The 18485-nt window shown below is 36.0% G+C and carries 14 protein-coding genes; 10 read left to right on the top strand and 4 right to left on the bottom strand.

The features are described 5' to 3' along the window. Window position 1: 1 nt before the first annotated feature. A complete protein-coding gene (locus K300_RS0106180; protein WP_155827568.1) occupies window positions 2–535 on the bottom strand; it encodes a recombinase family protein in 534 nt (177 codons plus the stop codon). Window positions 536–698: 163 nt separating this feature from the next. Here K300_RS0106180 and K300_RS0106185 point away from each other — a divergent pair, with 163 nt between their 5' ends. The 9 genes from K300_RS0106185 (at window position 699) to K300_RS0106225 (ending at window position 14194) form a co-directional block, all read left to right on the top strand. Then, complete coding sequence (locus K300_RS0106185) at window positions 699–911, top strand: helix-turn-helix transcriptional regulator (RefSeq protein WP_022850801.1); 213 nt, start codon at window positions 699–701, stop codon at window positions 909–911. 443 nt (window positions 912–1354) lie between these two features. Further along, window positions 1355–2101: a hypothetical protein gene (locus tag K300_RS0106190; RefSeq protein ID WP_022850802.1), complete on the top strand. Its 747-nt coding sequence runs from the start codon at window positions 1355–1357 to the stop codon at window positions 2099–2101. A gap of 300 nt (window positions 2102–2401) precedes the next feature. Next, a complete protein-coding gene (locus K300_RS14780) occupies window positions 2402–3268 on the top strand; it encodes a DUF4007 family protein (protein ID WP_051135289.1) in 867 nt (288 codons plus the stop codon). Further along, window positions 3261–6476 carry an OTU domain-containing protein gene (locus tag K300_RS0106200; protein ID WP_022850804.1) on the top strand — a complete coding sequence of 1072 codons (3216 nt, stop codon included), beginning with the start codon at window positions 3261–3263 and terminating at the stop codon, window positions 6474–6476. The genes K300_RS14780 and K300_RS0106200 overlap by 8 nt, the downstream gene beginning before the upstream one ends. Next, window positions 6460–7581 (top strand): phosphoadenosine phosphosulfate reductase domain-containing protein, encoded by a 1122-nt coding sequence (locus K300_RS0106205; RefSeq protein WP_022850805.1) that lies wholly within the window; start codon window positions 6460–6462, stop codon window positions 7579–7581. The genes K300_RS0106200 and K300_RS0106205 overlap by 17 nt, the downstream gene beginning before the upstream one ends. 25 nt (window positions 7582–7606) lie before the next feature. After that, a complete protein-coding gene (locus K300_RS0106210) occupies window positions 7607–9766 on the top strand; it encodes a DUF262 domain-containing protein (protein ID WP_022850806.1) in 2160 nt (719 codons plus the stop codon). 64 nt (window positions 9767–9830) lie between these two features. Next, the gene (locus K300_RS14785; RefSeq protein ID WP_155827569.1) at window positions 9831–11483 is read left to right on the top strand and encodes a DEAD/DEAH box helicase; all 1653 of its coding nucleotides are present in this window, start codon (window positions 9831–9833) and stop codon (window positions 11481–11483) included. A gap of 12 nt (window positions 11484–11495) precedes the next feature. Then, entirely contained in the window at window positions 11496–13235 is a 1740-nt protein-coding gene (locus K300_RS16075) for an ATP-binding protein (RefSeq protein WP_022850808.1), read from the top strand. A gap of 11 nt (window positions 13236–13246) precedes the next feature. After that, the gene (locus K300_RS0106225; RefSeq protein WP_022850809.1) at window positions 13247–14194 is read left to right on the top strand and encodes a phospholipase D family protein; all 948 of its coding nucleotides are present in this window, start codon (window positions 13247–13249) and stop codon (window positions 14192–14194) included. 57 nt (window positions 14195–14251) lie between these two features. On the opposite strand, the gene K300_RS0106230 is transcribed toward K300_RS0106225, so the two are convergent. Beyond that, a complete protein-coding gene (locus K300_RS0106230) occupies window positions 14252–14467 on the bottom strand; it encodes a restriction endonuclease subunit S domain-containing protein (protein WP_022850810.1) in 216 nt (71 codons plus the stop codon). Between the two features lie 50 nt (window positions 14468–14517). Then, entirely contained in the window at window positions 14518–14958 is a 441-nt protein-coding gene (locus K300_RS14795) for an IS3 family transposase (protein ID WP_430681896.1), read from the bottom strand. A 135-nt stretch (window positions 14959–15093) separates the two neighbouring features. Here K300_RS14795 and K300_RS16080 point away from each other — a divergent pair, with 135 nt between their 5' ends. Then, window positions 15094–17049 carry a methyl-accepting chemotaxis protein gene (locus tag K300_RS16080; protein WP_022850812.1) on the top strand — a complete coding sequence of 652 codons (1956 nt, stop codon included), beginning with the start codon at window positions 15094–15096 and terminating at the stop codon, window positions 17047–17049. Between the two features lie 115 nt (window positions 17050–17164). On the opposite strand, the gene K300_RS14805 is transcribed toward K300_RS16080, so the two are convergent. After that, window positions 17165–18276 (bottom strand): IS3 family transposase gene (locus K300_RS14805; RefSeq protein ID WP_155827570.1). Its coding sequence is split into 2 segments (ribosomal slippage): window positions 17165–18024 and window positions 18024–18276, totalling 1113 coding nucleotides; the frame shifts between segments, so codons are not numbered across the junction. Window positions 18277–18485: the final 209 nt, after the last annotated feature.

Genomic DNA, 18485 nt, shown 5'->3' on the forward strand with positions numbered 1-18485 from the left:
TTCAATTCATTTCATTCAAGCGCTTTAAAATTCGTGAAACAGCTTTCGCATTCCACATCATATTACGCCGAGTAAGAATGCCCATTTTGTTGAGCTCCTCAGCAATCTTATATTTTGTTATACAGCCAGAGCTCATAAGCTCATATATATAAGGTTTGATAGATATTGCAAATTCATCAGCTTTGGTCTTTCTCTGAGTATTGGCCTTTACAGTAGTATTTGTAGAATAGTCATCTCTAGGGAGATAAAGCTGTTCCTTTACACAGTAAGAGGCGAACTCGCTTATAACTCGAAGTTTACCCACCTCAACGTTCTCAAAATATCCTATACAAAGGCACACCAGTTCACCAAGCTTACAGCTCATCTTACCCTTTGCTGACTTGTTCTGACATTTCGCAAAGCCCTTATAATAATTGAAATACTTCATGATTCCATACCCAAGTTCATATTCTAATAAACTTTCAGCATTTTCTCTCTGGTCGTTCAGCCTTATCAAATATCTTCTTTCAATACACACATAGATTGTTTTCGACATATTCAATTATATTACATTTACTATCGAAATGCCAAAATATCATAAAAGTAAATATATACAACATATGATAGCTAATAAGGATAACTTTCGGTGGAAGTAAATATGAGATGTCCAGAAGAAATAAAACTTTTTGCTATCATTTAATAATACTAAAGGAGAGTATATGAAAACAGAAATTACTGAACTACAAATTATTCGTAGGAAGGAGGTTGAAAACATGACCGGCCTTTCCAGGTCTTCGATTTACGCTTTGATGAAAACAGGGAATTTCCCCCAATCAATCAAACTTACCGAGAGAACCACAGGTTGGCTAAAGCATGAAATTGAGTCTTGGTTAATGGAAAAAGTAGAGGAACGCAACAAACGTTCAGCTTAAACAACTTAATAAGCAGCTGGTTTCAGATATCGTATAAGCATATATGCGAAACCTACTGTCAGGTGATTATGAGCTCTTTACTTAGTGGGTTAGGTAAAGGAAGCTCTCAATAAGTGTTTATTTAACAGGGCTAAATAAGCTCTAGGATGTATATAACCCAAATACTTGTTCTAACATTTCCGGGCAAACCGCCCATCAGGTCATGATGAAAAAAATTGCAGAAAATACCTGTTTGTCAAAAACAGAATTTTTTCTGAGTAAATAGTAGTAGAGATTTTATCTCTGCTGTTTGGTGAGTATTGCCACGTGAGTTGATGCACGTGATGGTACTTACTAAATAACAATTTGACACATTACCAGGCAATTTTTAAATACTAAAAATTGTTAATAGGTGAAGTTTAAGCACATGTGCCATCTAGTCAAAATATTTATAAGGAGCTATTATGAAAGACATATTTGATATCAGAAATGTTGATTATTATGAAAGAAACATTGAGTTGATGAAGAAAGACAGTTGCTTAGGCTATAAACACAAAAGTGAACTTCAGGCAATCACACAAGAGCTGGCAATAATAAGAACTCACATTCAGAATAACACAGATATAGAGATGAACGATGAAACCAAAACAAAAGCAGATAACTTCATATATAATTACAACATATTGATGGAGAGATATAAAAATAGTAAAGGACTAACTGAGCTACTGCGCAATTCGAATATTGCTTACTTTATAACTATCACTCAAAGCAAAAACAATGATTGCCATTCAAACAAAAGTGTTGCGATGTTCATTAAAAACATAAACCTATTGCTGAAGAAGGTGAATCAACGATTTTACTGCAATAGATTCAGAAAGAAACCTGATAGTCACCTAAAGGGCTTTGCTATATATGAAAACAATTCAGCAAAGACACATCCTCATTACCACCTGTTAATAAACGATGATCCGGAACTGAATTTGCCGGACTTAAAGAAAAACTTTGAAGAAGCTTGCAGGGAGTACAATGCATATAAAAACCAGATATTGTTCAACTATGAAAAAGGGATTGATATACAAAGAGTTGACGGAGATGAAAGGCTCTATGACTACCTAACAAAACAAGACATACAAGGTCAAAACATAACCTTTCTCAATAAATACGGGATATCTGACATATCAGCTTATGACGGGATAATAAGAGTTGCTTGAGTGAACTGGACTAGACTAAGGGGCAGTTACAATGACTCCTGAGGAGTATGCTGAAAGAGCGGGAAACTCAAAATATATGCTGTAAGAAAAGAGGACTCTTACAAGGGCTATGTATAGTTTACGCATCTCTCACCAAACAGACACAAAATTATCTTTCGACACGTCAACAACTGTCGTTTAGTTAATTTAAGATTGCTTGAAAGATATACGAAATGATGACAAAGGATTTAAAATGGGATACTATAAATTGTATAGTATCATTTAGTTAAGAATTCTTATGTAATTATTATGGAGTTAGAATTGACGAAACTGATTTTTTCTGGACACGAATCGTTCTATTGTCGTTTCTTCTGGTTAAAGAAAGGGTATGAGTTCTTAGTTGCCGGTAATAAATTTAATAGTGAAGACGCAGTGATATCGCTTGGTGTGGGCAAAAACATGGTAGCTTCTATTAGATATTGGATGGAAGCCTTTGGTCTAACAAAGGAGACTGAGTTGACCGAGCTTGCACATCTGATTTTCGCTGATGATGTGGGGCTAGATCCATACCTGGAGCATAAGAGCACTCTATGGATATTGCACCTTAACTTAATAATGAAGGCTAAAGCAAGTTTGTATTACTTAGTCTTTAATGAGTTTCGAAAACAGAGAATAGAGTTTACAAAAGAACACTTAAATAATTTTATTGTAAGTGCTTGTTTTGATAATGAACAATCAGTAAGTGAAAAAATAATAAAAACAGACATAGGTGTATTTATTAAAACATACTTATCTCCGAGTAAGAAATCTAAAAACTTTGAGGATGACTACACAACACTATTTCATGATTTGAGGCTTATAAGAGAGATGGGTAGTTCTACTGTTGGCTCTGAGGCTTGGTACACTTTTGATGGCTCAGAGGCAAACAACATTAATCCGAATGTAGCTCTTTATGGAATTTTATCAAATAGTCAGTTTGGGGATAGCATTACTTTTAATGATATCTTGAATGGCAACAATGGTTTGGGGCAATTACTTTGCCTTGGAGCAAAAGACCTACTGAGTGTTATTGAGAAAATAGTGAGTACCTATAATGGTATTACCTTTACTGAAGATGCAGGAGTTAAGCTTTTGCAGATCAAAGATAACTTCCCGGTTGATAGAGTCTTGAGGGCTTGCTATGAGTGACTTTAGACCATCAGTAAATATTGTGCGAGATATTAAAAAAGATTTTAAATATATTGTAACTAAAAATGTTTCAGATATATTAGACCAGCTTTTGGATAATCATAAGGCAGGGTTTAAGGTGTTTAATATTGTCGGTTCATATGGCACTGGTAAATCGTCATTTTTGCTGGCAATTATGCGAACCCTGTTAGGTATTGAAAAACACCTTAAGTTGGATCGGTTGCTCAAGGGAGATCAAATAAAAGTTCTTTCAGTAACCGGCGCTTATAAGTCATTTCGTGATGAGATTTGTAACGCTCTTGATGTTAATATTGAGACAGAAAACATAATTTCTGATCTAATGGTATCTCTAGAACGTTTTGGAGAAAAAAATACGAGCTTGCTGATTTCAGTCGATGAGTTTGGTAAGTTTTTGGAATATGCGGCCAATAATAACCCTGAGCAAGAACTGTTCTTTATGCAGGAATTCGCCGAAATGGTGAGTAGTAACGACCTAGATGTAATAGTATTGACTACACTGCACCAGAACTTTGATGCTTACTCAGCTGGACTTTCAATTTCTCAGAAACAAGAATGGTATAAAGTTAAGGGAAGGTTTAAAGAACTTCAATTTAATGAGCCTGTTGGGAATTTAATCTATCTTCTGAAAGAAAATACAAAGTTAATTGAAAGTACATGTGACATTAATCTAAATAGTGATGATTTAAGAGTTTTGAGTGAAGCTAAAATTTGTGATTTTTCAAACAATTTCGATAGCAGTATTTTACAGGATATTTATCCATTTGATCCAATAAGTATTGTCATATTAGCAAAATGTCTCCAATTATATGGCCAAAATGAGAGATCCATTTTTAGTTTTGTTGAATCATATGACTACTTAGGTCTGAAAAATCACAATACTTCCAATGGAGCTTTTTATAGCATAACTTCAGCTTACGACTATCTCTTTCATAACTTTCATTCTTACATATATAATAAGGAAAATCCTTACTATTTACAGTGGGCCGCGATTAATAAATCAACTGAGAGGGTTCTTAGCTCAGTATACGAAGATAGAGAATCTGCTCTGAAAATTGTTAAAACAATTGGTTTGCTAAATATCTTTGCCGATGCTGGGGCAAAGGTAGATATTGAATTCTTGTTTTCTTACATGGATGTAATTGAGAAAATTCCTAAAAGTGTTACAGAGACTGTGCTGAAAACACTAGAAAGTAAAAAGATAATTCGTTTTTTAGCGTTTAAGTCTAGTTATATACTATTTGAAGGTACAGATTTAGATATAGATCTTGCTCTCTATGAAGCGTCACAGCAAATATCTTTTGGCGTAAATATTGTAGATAAATTAAAAAAATATCTTCCATATAATGTGGAAATGGCAAAGGCATCGTTTTTGAATAAGGGGACTCCTCGCTTTTTTACTTATGAAGTCACCGATATCCCTACACATACACCTTTGTCTGACGAAATTGATGGTCGCATTAATATTGTAATAAATGACAACGTTGATATGAGTGAAATTCAAAAGTTTTCTAAAGATAATAAAGATACTGTGTATTGTGTTATTCAAGACCTCTCAGAAATTAAACAAATTTTATTCGAAATAGATAAGATCAAGTCTGTTATTTCAAATGTGATTGATGATAAAGTAGCGACATTAGAACTCAATAATATGAAAGCATTTTTTGTGAGTAAGTTGTCAGGTTTGGTTGATAATATTATTTTTGATTTTGAGAAGGTTTCTTGGCATTATAAAGGCCAGGCGCATGAAATCAAAAGCAAAGCTGATCTTAATAAAAAGCTATCTAATATTTCAGATGAACTTTACCACTGCACACCAGTGTTAAAAAATGAACTTATCAATAGAACAAAACTTTCATCGACAATATCTACTGCATGGAATAAGTTGTTTAAAAGGCTTTTAACTTATCCTCAGGATAAAGATATAGCCTTTGATAAGACTAAGTATCCTGCTGAAAAGACTATTTATTTAGCATTACTTAAAAAGACTGGTATACATCGCAGCGATAGTGGAATCTTTGGCTTAAATAAACCGCTAGAAGCATCTTTTACACCTCTCTGGAACCGATGTGAAGAGTTCTTAGAGGAATCAAAACATAAAGAGAAAACGGTGGCAAACTTAATAGACGAATTGCAAAAGCAACCTTATAGGCTTAAATACGGCCTTATCGAGTTTTGGGTGCCAATTTTCTTATTAGCTAAACAAAACGAGTATGCAATATATGAAGACGGTGCTTTTGTTCCTGAGATAAGCCTTGAGGTTCTTCAGCTTATCAGGAAGTCACCAAGTAAATATACCATTAAAGCATTTAATGTTACTGGAGTTCGGTTAAACCTATTTAATAAGTACCGTGAAATGATAAACGAGAAAACTGGAGCCCAAGTGACGAATGAGTCATTTATTGAGACAATAAAACCATTCTTAGTTTTTTATAGTGGCTTGCCAGAATACGCTAAAAACACAAATAAGCTTTCAAAGTCCACAATACAGTTTCGTAAGTCTATAGTTTTCGCAAAAGATCCGGAACAAACATTTTTTGAATCGTTCCCTAAGGCGTTGGGCTATACCGTTGAGCAGCTAATAGAAAATGAGGAATTACTTGAACGCTACGTAGGGCACTTGCAGAAATCTATCTCTGAACTTAGGTCATGTTATCAAGAACTAATTGAAAGGATTGAGAATTCTTTATTAGATGAACTTGGCTATCAAGATATGGTGTTTGAAGATTACAAAAAGATCATTCAAAAACGTTTTAGCAGTGTAAACAATGGTCTGCTAACTTCACATCAGAAAGTTTTTTATACAAGATTGTACTCAAATATTGATGATAGGGTTGCTTGGGTGTCATCGTTAATTCAACCAGTTCTAGGGAAAAAACTTGAGAATATGCAAGATGACGAGGAAATGATGCTTATTCAGAACCTTAAACATATATTGAGAGAACTTGATAACCTACGTGAATTCTCAGAGGATAGTATCGATGTCGAAAATGAGCATGTTGTGAAGTGTTCACTGACCAATATACAGGGAGGGCTAGTGGAGAGAACAATATCTATACCCAAGGATAAATTACTGTATGTTGACGAGCTTAAAGATGTAGTTAGAAAAATTGCTAAGGGTGATGAAAAAGTGAGACTTATTGCTTTGGCAAACTTACTAATGGATGAGTTGAATGAGTATAAAGGTTAGACATGTATTAGGCATTTCTGGTGGGAAAGACAGTGCAGCACTCGCTATTTACCTTAAAACTAAATTCCCTGAACTAGAGCTTGAGTACTATTTCTGCGACACAGAAAAAGAGCTTGATGAGACTTACCGTGTCATAGAGAAGCTTGAGGTTTTTCTTGGTAAGAAAATTATAAAATTAAAAGCCGCTGAGAATAGTACCAAATCAGGTTTTGACCATTTTCTAGAACTTTATGGAGGATACCTCCCTTCTCCAAGTCAACGTTGGTGTACAAAGAAGTTGAAATTACAACCTTTTGAAAAGTATATCGGTGATGAGCCTGTTGTCTCTTATGTTGGTATCAGGGGAGACGAATCTAGAGAAGGTTATATTTCAAAAAAAAGCAACATTCAATCGGTTTTCCCATTTAGGAATAATATTTGGAGCGTTGATGTAATACGTAAAGTGTTAGCCGATTCGAATATCGACTACATTACAGATATAGCATTAGAAGTTATCGGTAATGATTCTAGCAAAGATGAGGTTCTTACTGTACTTACGACCAAGCTTTCTCAAGGCTTTAACCTTGACAACAAGCTAAACAGATTGATAAATTTGGATGCAGTTAGTTTTAATAAGGTGGTTTTTAAATTTCTAAAAGGTACTGATTACCCGCTTGGTACTGTTGATAGTTTTCCGCTAATTGGAAAAGATGATTCAGTTGTATTGGCTGATGTTTATAGAATGCTAGAAGAGAGTGGTGTTGGAGTACCTGAGTATTATAAAGAAAAACCCTTTACTGTTAATGATGATGGTAAAGAGCTGACAGGGTATTACTCTAGGAGCAGGTCAGGTTGTTATTTCTGTTTTTTCCAACAAAAAATTGAATGGGTGTGGCTTTATGAGCAACATCCGAAACTTTTTTATATGGCCATGGAGTATGAAAAAGATGGTTACTCCTGGATGGATAATGAACGTCTTGAGGATCTTGTAAAACCTGAAAGGATAAAAGAGATTAAGTTGTTGCAGATAAAAAGAATTGAGAAAGGCATGCGTAAAAACAATAAAAGCCTGATTGATATACTTGATGCGGATATGGGAAATAGCTGCCCAAGCTGTTTCATATAAGGAGAAGATGTTGGAGGACTCTAGGATGACGCTTGAATCACTTTTTGTTGAAAATGAAAGTAATAAAATTGTTTTGCCCGATTTTCAAAGAGATATGGAATGGAAAGAAGATAAGCAAAAAAAATTATTAGCGTCTTTCCTTGTAAAACTCCCAATTGGCAACCTTTTGCTTTTAAATGGAAATAAAGATGATTTTTTAGCTCGAGAGATTGGGGCAAAAAATCAGATAATAGAACCTAAAGAGGACTGTAGTTATTTATTGGATGGTCAACAACGCTTTACAAGTTTGAAATTATTTTTTTGCGATCTGTATTATGATGAAAATAGATGGAAACAGAAGTATGAAGATGTTTACAGCCAACTCAGAGCAAGATGGTTTATCAATGTTAAACCTCAAGTTAATGGTGAGGATGTTTTTGGCTATAATAATCTTTCTTTTCAAGGGATTGATAATTGTGAACCAGATGATGTTTTAGACTTTCTCGTTTCAAAAAAAATTTATAAAACAAAGACACATGAATGGCATTCGCCTGGCTTCGATATTAAGGATGACAATGGAAATAAAATGACTAGCAATAGGATGCAGTTGCAAGTGATCAGAATGGCAGCTGAAGAGTGCTTGATACCTTTATATTCACTATATCCGTATAAAAGGGATAATTTGCATGATCAGGTAATTAGGAAAATCGCTATTAAAAGAAAAGAAGATTTACAAGCTGAGTTAGGAGATGACAAAAATCAGATTATTAATTTATTAAAAGACGTAGAACCAAGCATAGAAGAGTTCTTGGATGATAATGAACAATATAGTGATGAAATAGCCTATGCGTGGTCTGGTCTTGCGGAAAGATGGAGCGCAGCCGTTAGCAACTATCTGAATAATTTGCTTAAACAGGCAATACCTGTTATTGAGTTACCTGCGGATCAGATAAGTCGAGCCATAGCAATTTTCACAACAATTAATGAAGGTGGTCAAAAACTCAATACCTTTGACCTCGTAGTTGCTAAGGCAGCTAAAGATACAAAACATGAATCATTGTCAAAGAGAATCGCTGACCTATATCAAAAAGATGTTCGGATTCCTGATGCTGTAGGCAATGGTCAACTTTCTTCTTGGGTACCAAATAATTTTAAATTAGTAATTGACAACAAGATTGTTAGAGAGGCAAAAGATCACTTTTTAAATATTCTTTCCCTATTTACTCACTCCCGAAAAATACTTTTTAATGCAAATAATAGAGTCATCAAAATTGACCTGTTAAAAAATGCAAAACAACTTGAATTAGATTACGAGAAAATTAATTCCAACACAAAAGAAACAGTTATTGCTTTAGCGCGTGCATATGCTTTTTTGCAGCTAAGGTGCGGTATAACTATAATCGAAAAACTTCCCTACAAACTAATGGTTGTCCCAATAGCATACATGTTGTCGTTTGACGAGGTTTGGGGTGAGAAAAAATCTATAGATAAGTTAGAGTATTGGTATTGGGCCTCTCTATTTTCAGGCGCATATCGAGAAGGGCAAAACGAAAAATGTATTAATGATATATATTCTTTATACGAGTGGATAAGCAATAAGGGGGAGAACCCATTCATAGGCAGGCTTACCAACATCTTCCAAGATACTCGTTATTCAGACTTAGATACCTTATTACTTAAGAATGAAGATTCTGTGCCCAAAGCAATATATAGTGGGATATTACAATATATACTTAGCAACCTTCCAGGTGATTTTATCCCGAGAAAATATTCTAGAGTTAGATTATCTGCTTATGATGTAGCGATAAATAAGAAAATTGAAGTTAAAAGTGACACTGGAGACGAGCTAACCTATGTGTTGTCTTTGAATGATCACCACATTGTCCCGTTCGGAAGTGTTAAAAAATTAAATGAATCAGCTGATGAGTTAAGGCAGAAGAAGGATCACATATTAAATAGTCCTTTGAATAGGACCTACATCTCAGCCAAAGCAAATGAGATTATTAGGGATATGGAGCCTGAAAAATACTTTTCTGAGATAGATGAAATCGTACAATATGGTCACATGGTGCCTACTCCAATACAAGAAAAGTATCAACGTAGAGATAGCGAAGATGAATATACATATTACCAGCGTGTACTTGAAGAACGCTTTCATGAGCTTAAAAGAAACGTTTGTCAAGAACTTGATAAACTATCATCTTAGTATTTTGCTTTTTAAGTTCTAACTATTAATAAGTTGATGCTGAAAAAATGAAGCGAGTGATATAGTGGTATTACCTGAAAATCTTGAGAGATTAAATCTAAATGAAAGATTAAAACGATTGGGGAGTCCAATTTTATCTGAGTTAGTGGGTGTAGATCGTATCAAAAACATAATTGAAATCTCTTCAGCGAGAGTTAAAGAGTCAAACTTAGTAAAATTTCTTATGCTTAGGCATGGCTCGCAGGTATTTTCAGTTAAGGAAATTAGGAGAGAAGTCTTATTACGCCTGCCTACAGAGTACCAACTGTTTATCCTCTATGGCGCTACCGATATAAAAGAAAAACTATCTGAAGCAGATATTGACAAACTATACTCTTTTAGTTGGTCTCGTAGTAGTAATTATGCCAAAAGATTGTTAGCCATTTTTGACCTTGATGACTCTTACCTACCTCCTGTAAATGAGTCAAAACCTTCACATGAAGAATTATCTCCTGAGACTCAGCTTTACCCTTATCAGTTGAGAATTAAAAATCAACTTATAAGATCACTGAGTTCTGGTCAACAACGCCTACTGGTACATATGCCGACAGGGTCTGGCAAAACACGAACAAGCATCGAAGCAATTGTTGACTACTGGAGAGCCGTTGCAGACAGGTCGACATTTGTAGTTTGGTTAGCACATTCTGAAGAATTGTGTGAGCAAGCAGTGGAGACATTTACGAAGTTATGGTCAGTGAGAGGAGATGCCCCAGTTACAATCTATAGACTTTGGGGGGATTATGATGTCCCTAGTTTCGAATCTGAAAATGGTTTTCTAGTTGCAAGCTTGCAAAAAATACACTCAATGCGCCTATCAAAGAATAGTGAGATTTTTAGATCAATATCAAGATTAAAAGCTAAGTGTAAATTCATATTGATTGATGAAGCTCATAAAGCTATTGCTCCAACATACCGCTCTGGCATTGAGTTTATATCTGATATTGATAAAACTTTTATAGTTGGTTTGAGTGCTACACCTGGGAGAGTAAATAGTGAAGAAATTCAAGAGTTAGTTGATTTCTTCGGAGGACAAAAAATAAGCCTAACTAGCGAAACAGCTGAAGAAATTGCCAACCCTATTAAATTCTTGCAAGAAAATAGATATTTGTCAAAAATTGTTCGCAAAGAAATTCCTAGTGAAATATCAATTGATTTAGAGCCGAGTGAGCTTGAGTTTATCTCAAATTTTCTAGACTTACCAAAATCTGTTCTTGTTAAACTCGAGCAAAGTGCTGCTAGAAATGCTTGTATATTAGGTGAAATCGCAAGTTTATGCAGGAAAAACTATAGTATTATCGTTTTTGCTTTATCAGTGAACCATGCACATATGCTTACAGAGTTGCTAAATATAAAAGATATTGAGGCTAGATGCGTGGATGGCAATTGCTCATCTTATGATAGACAAAAATATATTGAAGATTACAAAAAAAATGAAGTCCAAGTATTGGTTAACTATGGTGTATTAACAACTGGGTTTGATGCTCCAAATACCAATGCTGTATTAATTGCCCGACCAACAGGTTCTCTGGTTCTTTATTCACAAATGATAGGAAGAGGGATTAGAGGACCGAAGATGGGAGGGAATGAGGAGTGTATCCTTGTAGATATAAAGGATAACTTAGTAGGGTTTCCTGAAGAAGATCATGCCTTCACCAATTTTAACAGCGATTGGCAATAAAAGGAGTAGAAAATGCCTAATAGTATCATACCTGCAAAGACGGCGATTGAAACATTCAGAGACGCTGGATATAAAAATACGGCTAGCGCACTGGCTGAGTTAATTGATAACTCAATAGAAGCTGGAGCCAAGAATATCCAAGTGATTGCGTTTGAAGAGAAAGTGGCCATGCATAAAAGAAATAGCACCCAAATCAGAGAATTAGCGGTTTATGACGATGGCTGCGGCATGACTCCAGAAACGCTCCAAATATGTTTGCAGTTCGGAAATGGTACCAGACTGAACTCAAGAACTGGAATGGGCCGATTTGGAATAGGCTTGCCTAATGCTTCAGTAAGTCAAGCACGAAAGGTAGATGTTTACTCATGGCAAGATAAAAAATTTTACCACACTTTTTTAGATGTCGATCAAATCAAAGAAGAGAATCTGCAAACAGTAAATCCTGTAGAAGAGGTTGAGCTTCCTGAGAAATACCTTAATGAGATAGAGGGTGAGTTATCAGATTCAGGGACATTAATAGTTTGGAGCAAGTGTGATAGACTGGATATGGTTAAATCGAGAACTCTTTATAAAATACTCAATAAGGATTTATGTCGAATATACAGACATTTTTTAGATGATGACAACAGGTATGGCAACCAAGTTAAAATAAATTTGGTAGCAACAGGTAAAGATCGTTCAGTTGTCACTCTTTATGCGAATGATCCTCTTTATCTCATGACTCCAAATAACGTCCCAGGTTATGAAACACAAGCATTGAATGTAATGTATGGAGAAGTTATCAATATCCCTATAGTTTATGATTCGTCTGGTAACACTGCATCTGTTGAAATGAGATTTACTATAGCATTGCCAGAGACACAAGCTTTAGGAGGAGGTTCAATAGTAGGGAGTCACTATCGCAATAATACAGGCATTTCCTTTGTCAGAGCAGCAAGAGAAATTGATTTTAACAACTTCGGTTTCTTCAATGACAGAGATGAGAGAGAGCGGTGGTGGGGTTGTGAAATTAGATTTGAGCCAATTCTTGACGAGCTTTTTGGTGTAACAAATAATAAGCAAGCAGTCAGAGGGGTAGACTATATTGACGAGAAAGAGTTTAAGACTGAGCATGCAGAAGACTTTGATGAATTGCTTGAACAAGATTTGAAGCTTAAACTAAGATTGGAACTTAGTAGAATTTTTTCTAATAACCACAGAAAACTAATGGAGTGTATCAAAGAGAGGGGGGCTGGTAAGCGAGGAGGAAGTGCAAAGGAAAGAGCGCAGCCTGATACCAGTACTCGTATTGCAAATACTGATCTTCAGACTCAGAAAACCAAAACAAAGTCAAGCGAAGTAGGTAAATCTAAATCAGAAGATGAGAAACTTATGGAGTGGAAAAATCGTATTTTAGAATCAGATACAACCTTGACTGATAAAAATGCTAGCCAGGTTGCTCCAGAGAAGATCAATTTGGCAATTGAGAAAGATTTTAAATCCTGGCCAGGTTCCCAGTTTATTGGCGTTGAAACCACAGGTAGTACATGTGTGTTAGTAATCAACCGAAGTCACCTTTTCTTTAATAGCCTGTATGAGCCATTATTAGATGTTGGTGATGACCAATATATTAATGCTCTTGACCTTACTCTAATGTCATACGCAAGAATGGAAGATGAGCTTTATAGTAGAATTGATGACCTTGATGAGATGAGAGATATATGGGGTAGGCATCTGAAATCATTTCTAAGTAAATTGAAAGATAATGCTTAAGGCTGTTTAATATGCTGCTTGGCACAGAGAAGTATCGGAACAAGCTGTCGGAAGCATTAAATAAAGCTGAAGACAGTATAACCATTCTTACTGCATTCTTGACGACTGAAGGGCTTTCATGGATTAAGGAGCGTGTTTCGAGCAGTAATATAAAAGTTAAAATTGTTACTAGATGGAGGTTGTCAGATTTACTGACAGGTGCGTCTAGCCTTACTGCTTATGAGGAAATGAAGGTTTATGGCTGGGAGTTATACGCTGATCAGAATTTACATGCTAAAGCTATATGTATTGATAACTCCATAATATTTCTTGGAAGCGCAAATATGACTAGTTATGGTTTAGCACTTGTTCCTGGAGGGAATAGTGAATTAGGCGTTAGTTTTACTCCGTGTCCTGAAGATATTATAATAATTGAAACAATACTAGAAGAAAGTGTCCTTATTGATAATCAATTGTTTGCTGAAATTTTAGAGTATTGTAATAGTATTGAAAATGATCGTATAAATTTTGGTAATCTTAAATGGCCTTTAAGAATATTTAACAAATTGATTAAAACACCTAGAAAGTTATGGGTAGCTGACTTGTTTTGGTCATCTTTTGAACAAGTTAATTGCAGTTTGAGTGCTAATGGTGATTTAGATATAAATGTATTACATGATTTAAACATATTAGGCCTAACAAAAGATGCAACTCTAGCTGAATTAACAAAAGCATATTCAGAAAGTAGAGCTTGGCGATGGCTAGAGGGAAAGTTGATTGCAGAAGAAGATAAATCCATGCAATTTGGAAGAATATCGGATGAGTTGCATAACAATCTGCTTGATGAACCAGCTCCTTACAGAAAAGATGTGAAAATGCTCGTGCAAAATTTGTTTACTTGGTCTGTAGAATTAATGGCAGAAAGAATTGCGGTAGATATCCCTGGTAAGTACTCCCACAGGATCCGTCTGCTTAGCTGATAAGGTGTGCTGACCACGACATGATCTGACAGTTACCCTCTTAAGGTTCGGTGTCAGTTAACTGATAAGTGTCAGTTCTTCTCTATTCATACCCAATATTTTTCCTTTGCCAACGGAAGATTCTCCGTGAATGTTTCCATCGGAGTTTACTAATTTTTGACTTAGGAAATAGTAAGCAAATTTAAGATTAACATTATTAGGGTCAAGCGGTACAATTTTGCCGACCCTCTGATTTATTAAGCTTCCTTCTGCCGTTTTATCAACAAGAGCCATATAGTGCCACCCCTTGTCAAGACAGCATAAGTTGATTTCTTAATGTGTTTCTATGCCGCTATTCTTACCTGATTCATATGCACATCCATAGGTCTCTTGTAACCCAAGGCTGAGTGCAGTCGTTTATTGTTATAGTAATCTATGTATTTGCAGATCCCGGCTCTTAATTCACTGATAGTTCTATAATCTCTGACATATATATCATCATACTTCAATGTACGGAAAAATCTTTCAATGGCGATGTTGTCGATAGAACGTCCCGTGCCGTTCATGGATATCTTTATATTGTGCCCCTTAAGCATCTCTGTATGGTGATAAGAGGTGTACTGACTGCCCTGATCTGAATTGAAGATCTCAGGAGTGCCGTGCTTATAAATAGCTTCCTCAAGAACATCACATACAAGTGATGTATCCATAGTGTTGGAAAGCTTCCAGGCTAGAATAGCCTTGCTGTGCCAATCGATAATAGCAGCCAGATACATAAACCTCACCTGCTGCATATGCTCGATTAGAAATGACGAAGCGTTACGCTAAATGATAAAGTTATGGTGTCTAAAAAACTCGACTTAGGTTAATGTATGTATTATTATACTAACCATAGAATTAATTGTAAGGGTGCATTTATTATGTTTCATTCTATAAGCAAAAAAATATTTATATTCAACGTAATCATCGGCGGCATTTTTGTAATAATTGCCTTAACAACTCTTTTTTATGTAAAACAGCAGAAAACTGACGAAGCTCTTTTACGCTATGAAACAAAAATGACAGAAGACATCCAGAACCTTCTGGAAAAAAAATATGATGTAGGCATAACCAATGCTGTAGGATTCAGCGCAAACCCTAATATTGTAAGCTCTCTCGCTACCGGAATGAGAGAAATAGGAATCAATACCCTTATGTCTATAGGAGAGATGTATAAGTCTAATACTAACTACAAGGGAATCAAGATACATATACATGACAAAAACGGACATTCTTTTATCAGAAACTGGAATACTGTAAAATATGGAGACGACCTTACCAAATCCAGAACTTCTATAAAAAATATCATAAATAACAAAAAAACTATCGTACAGTTTGAAGCAGGAAGAATAGGGATTATGATAAGAGCTATCGCTCCCGTTATGTCTGACGGCGAATATATAGGCTCTATTGAGTTTTTACAGGGTGTAGGCTCGGTCAGCAGAGATCTGGAGAAAAAAGGGATAATGTACGCTTTGATTGCTACACCTGATATCGCTGCAAAGTCAACTAAAATAGCCAGTAATAAAACAATAGGCAACTACCACATAGCAAATAACAAATGGTTCAGCGAAAATGTTTTAGGTTCTTTTAAAAGCATTAGTCCCGACGATCTTATAAAAAGAGGCAAACTTCTGACAAAGGAGTACTTCTTTATCAGCATCCCCGTAAAAGATATCTCCACAGGTAATACCCTTGGCTACCACATGGTAGGCACTCCAAGCAAAATCGTAATGGACGAAATTAATGCCAATATGAAACTGCCTTATATACTTATTGGTTTATTAATAGCAACAGTAGTGGTAATTGTTATTGTTTTAAACTCATATATAAAAATTACCGTAGTCTCTAAAATCAAAACTATTCAGGAGAAAATGGCAGTTATATCTAACGGTGACTTTACAACAAAAATACCGGTGAGTGGTCGTGATGAAATCTGTGACCTCGGCCAGGCCGTTAACTATATGACAAAAGATTTAAGCTGCTCGTTCTTTAATATTGACAAAAGGGTACAGCATCTTATTACACTCTCTAATAATCTTGGATCTTTGTCAGAGAGAATATCAGCCGGAGCTGTTCAGCAGAAGGAGACATCTACATCTGCAGCCAGTGCCATAGAGGAGCTAAATGCGACTGTTCAGGAGGTAGCTTCTAATGCTTCACTTGTCGCTGAAGCCGCTGTTAGCGCTGAAAAGATGGTTACGGAGGGGCACAGCCTTTCTGTGAAGGCGAAAGAAGGCATGCTTCTGATTACAGATAATGTTACCCAGAGTAAGAATTCTGTCGTAAAGCTTGATGAGCTTAGTAATGAGATCGGTCAGATCATACAAGTGATAAATGATATTGCAGATCAGACAAACCTGCTTGCGTTGAATGCTGCTATTGAGGCAGCCAGAGCAGGAGATCACGGAAGAGGTTTTGCTGTTGTGGCTGATGAGGTACGCAAACTTGCGGATAAAACTACAGAAGCTACAAAAAATATTGCCGGCATGATTGTTACTATCCAGCAGGAAACTAGAACCACAGTTTCTAATATGCAGTCCAGTGCAGAAAGAGTGGAAGAGGGAATGGAGACTTCTGAGAAAACAAGAGTAGCGCTGGAAGAGATATTGAACAGCGTTAAAACAGTTACCCAGGAAGTGGAAAAAATAGCTCAGGCCACAGACGAAGAAGCAAAAGCTATGGATCTTCTGAATCAAAGTATGCTTGAAATAGATTCTATTGCTAAAGAAAACCATAATATTGCAGATGAAACTGTCAATATGATCTCTGATCTGGATGTTGTTAATAAAGAAATTACAAATTCTGTTGCAGCATTTAAATATGACAAAAACTGACGTAAAACTATATTTAGAGCCCAAAGTAACAGATGAAAATGGGCTATAAAAGAAGGCTCAACAATAACCGTTTCAGACGAAGCTATTGATCAGTGGAAATGTAATCCTCCCATTTTTAGCAGTAACTTATAGTAGAATATCTTTCTGTACTTTTTAGTTTTTGTATAGGAGTAATGCCTCCTATAGCAGTATTCGGCCTCTCATTGTTATATGTCCATAGCCAGTGAGTGGCATGATCTCTTAACACTTCAAGATTATCAAATATGTAATGTCCAAGCCAGTCATATCTCACAGTCCGATTATAACGCTCTATATAGGCATTCTGCTGAGGCTTGCCTGGCTGAATATATGTTATACGTATATTACGCTTTTCTGCCCATACACGAAACTTGCTGCTCGTAAACTCAGAGCCATTGTCGCAGCGGATCATCTCCGGCTTTCCTCGCCACTCAATGATATTATCAAGGGAGCGAATAACTCTTTCAGTAGGCAAAGATAGATCGATCTCAATACCTAAACCTTCTCTATTATAATCCTCTAAAACATTGAGTAGCCTTACACTGCGACCATCTCCAAGCTGGTCATGCATAAAGTCTATTGACCATACCTTATTAACACTCTCAGGCTGAGATAACGGCTCCGGTTTCTCTCGCTGAATACGCTTTCTAGGCTTTATACGCATATTAAGTTCAAGCTCACAATATATACGATAAACACGCTTATGATTACAGCCGAAGCCCCTTACATTGCGAAGATGACAAAAGCAAAGACCAAAACCCCAGTTACGGTTGTTATGCGTCAACCGTATGAGCCAGTCTGCAATAAGACCATTCTCATCAGAAAGCTTTCTCTTATATCGATAACAACTTTCACTGATCCCGAATGCTTCGCATACCTGACGAATATTTAAGAGACCCTTATCAACCGCTGACACGGCCATCTCTTTCCGTTGAGACGGCCTTAAAACTTTTTTTCTAGCGCATCCTTCAGAATCTCTGTCTTGAGCTGAGATTCTGCGTACATCTTTTTGAGCTGTTTGTTCTCTTGCTCAAGCTCTTTTAGGCGATTCATCGCGGATACATCCATACCGCCATATTTAGAGCGCCATTTATAAAATGCTGCGCTGCTCATGCCATATTCTCGGCATAATTCAGGTACTGGTACACCATTCTCGGCTTCCTTTAAAATCTTAAATATCTGACTCTCGCTGAATCGTGACTTCTTCATGTAAAATCTCCTCCTTTTACTATAACGAGAAAATTCTACTTATAAATACTTCCTTTTTACGGGGAGATTACCAACACTTATCAATTTTCTCACAATATTCTTTAATTATTTGCAAAGCGCTAGCCGTATCTCCCTTGTGTACGAGCATTTTACCATTCTTATCAAATTCATCTTCAAGACAAAGATTGTATATGGCACTGTGAATCGCA

This window comes from Limisalsivibrio acetivorans (assembly GCF_000421105.1).
Taxonomy (GTDB): Bacteria; Chrysiogenota; Deferribacteres; order Deferribacterales; family Geovibrionaceae; genus Limisalsivibrio; species Limisalsivibrio acetivorans.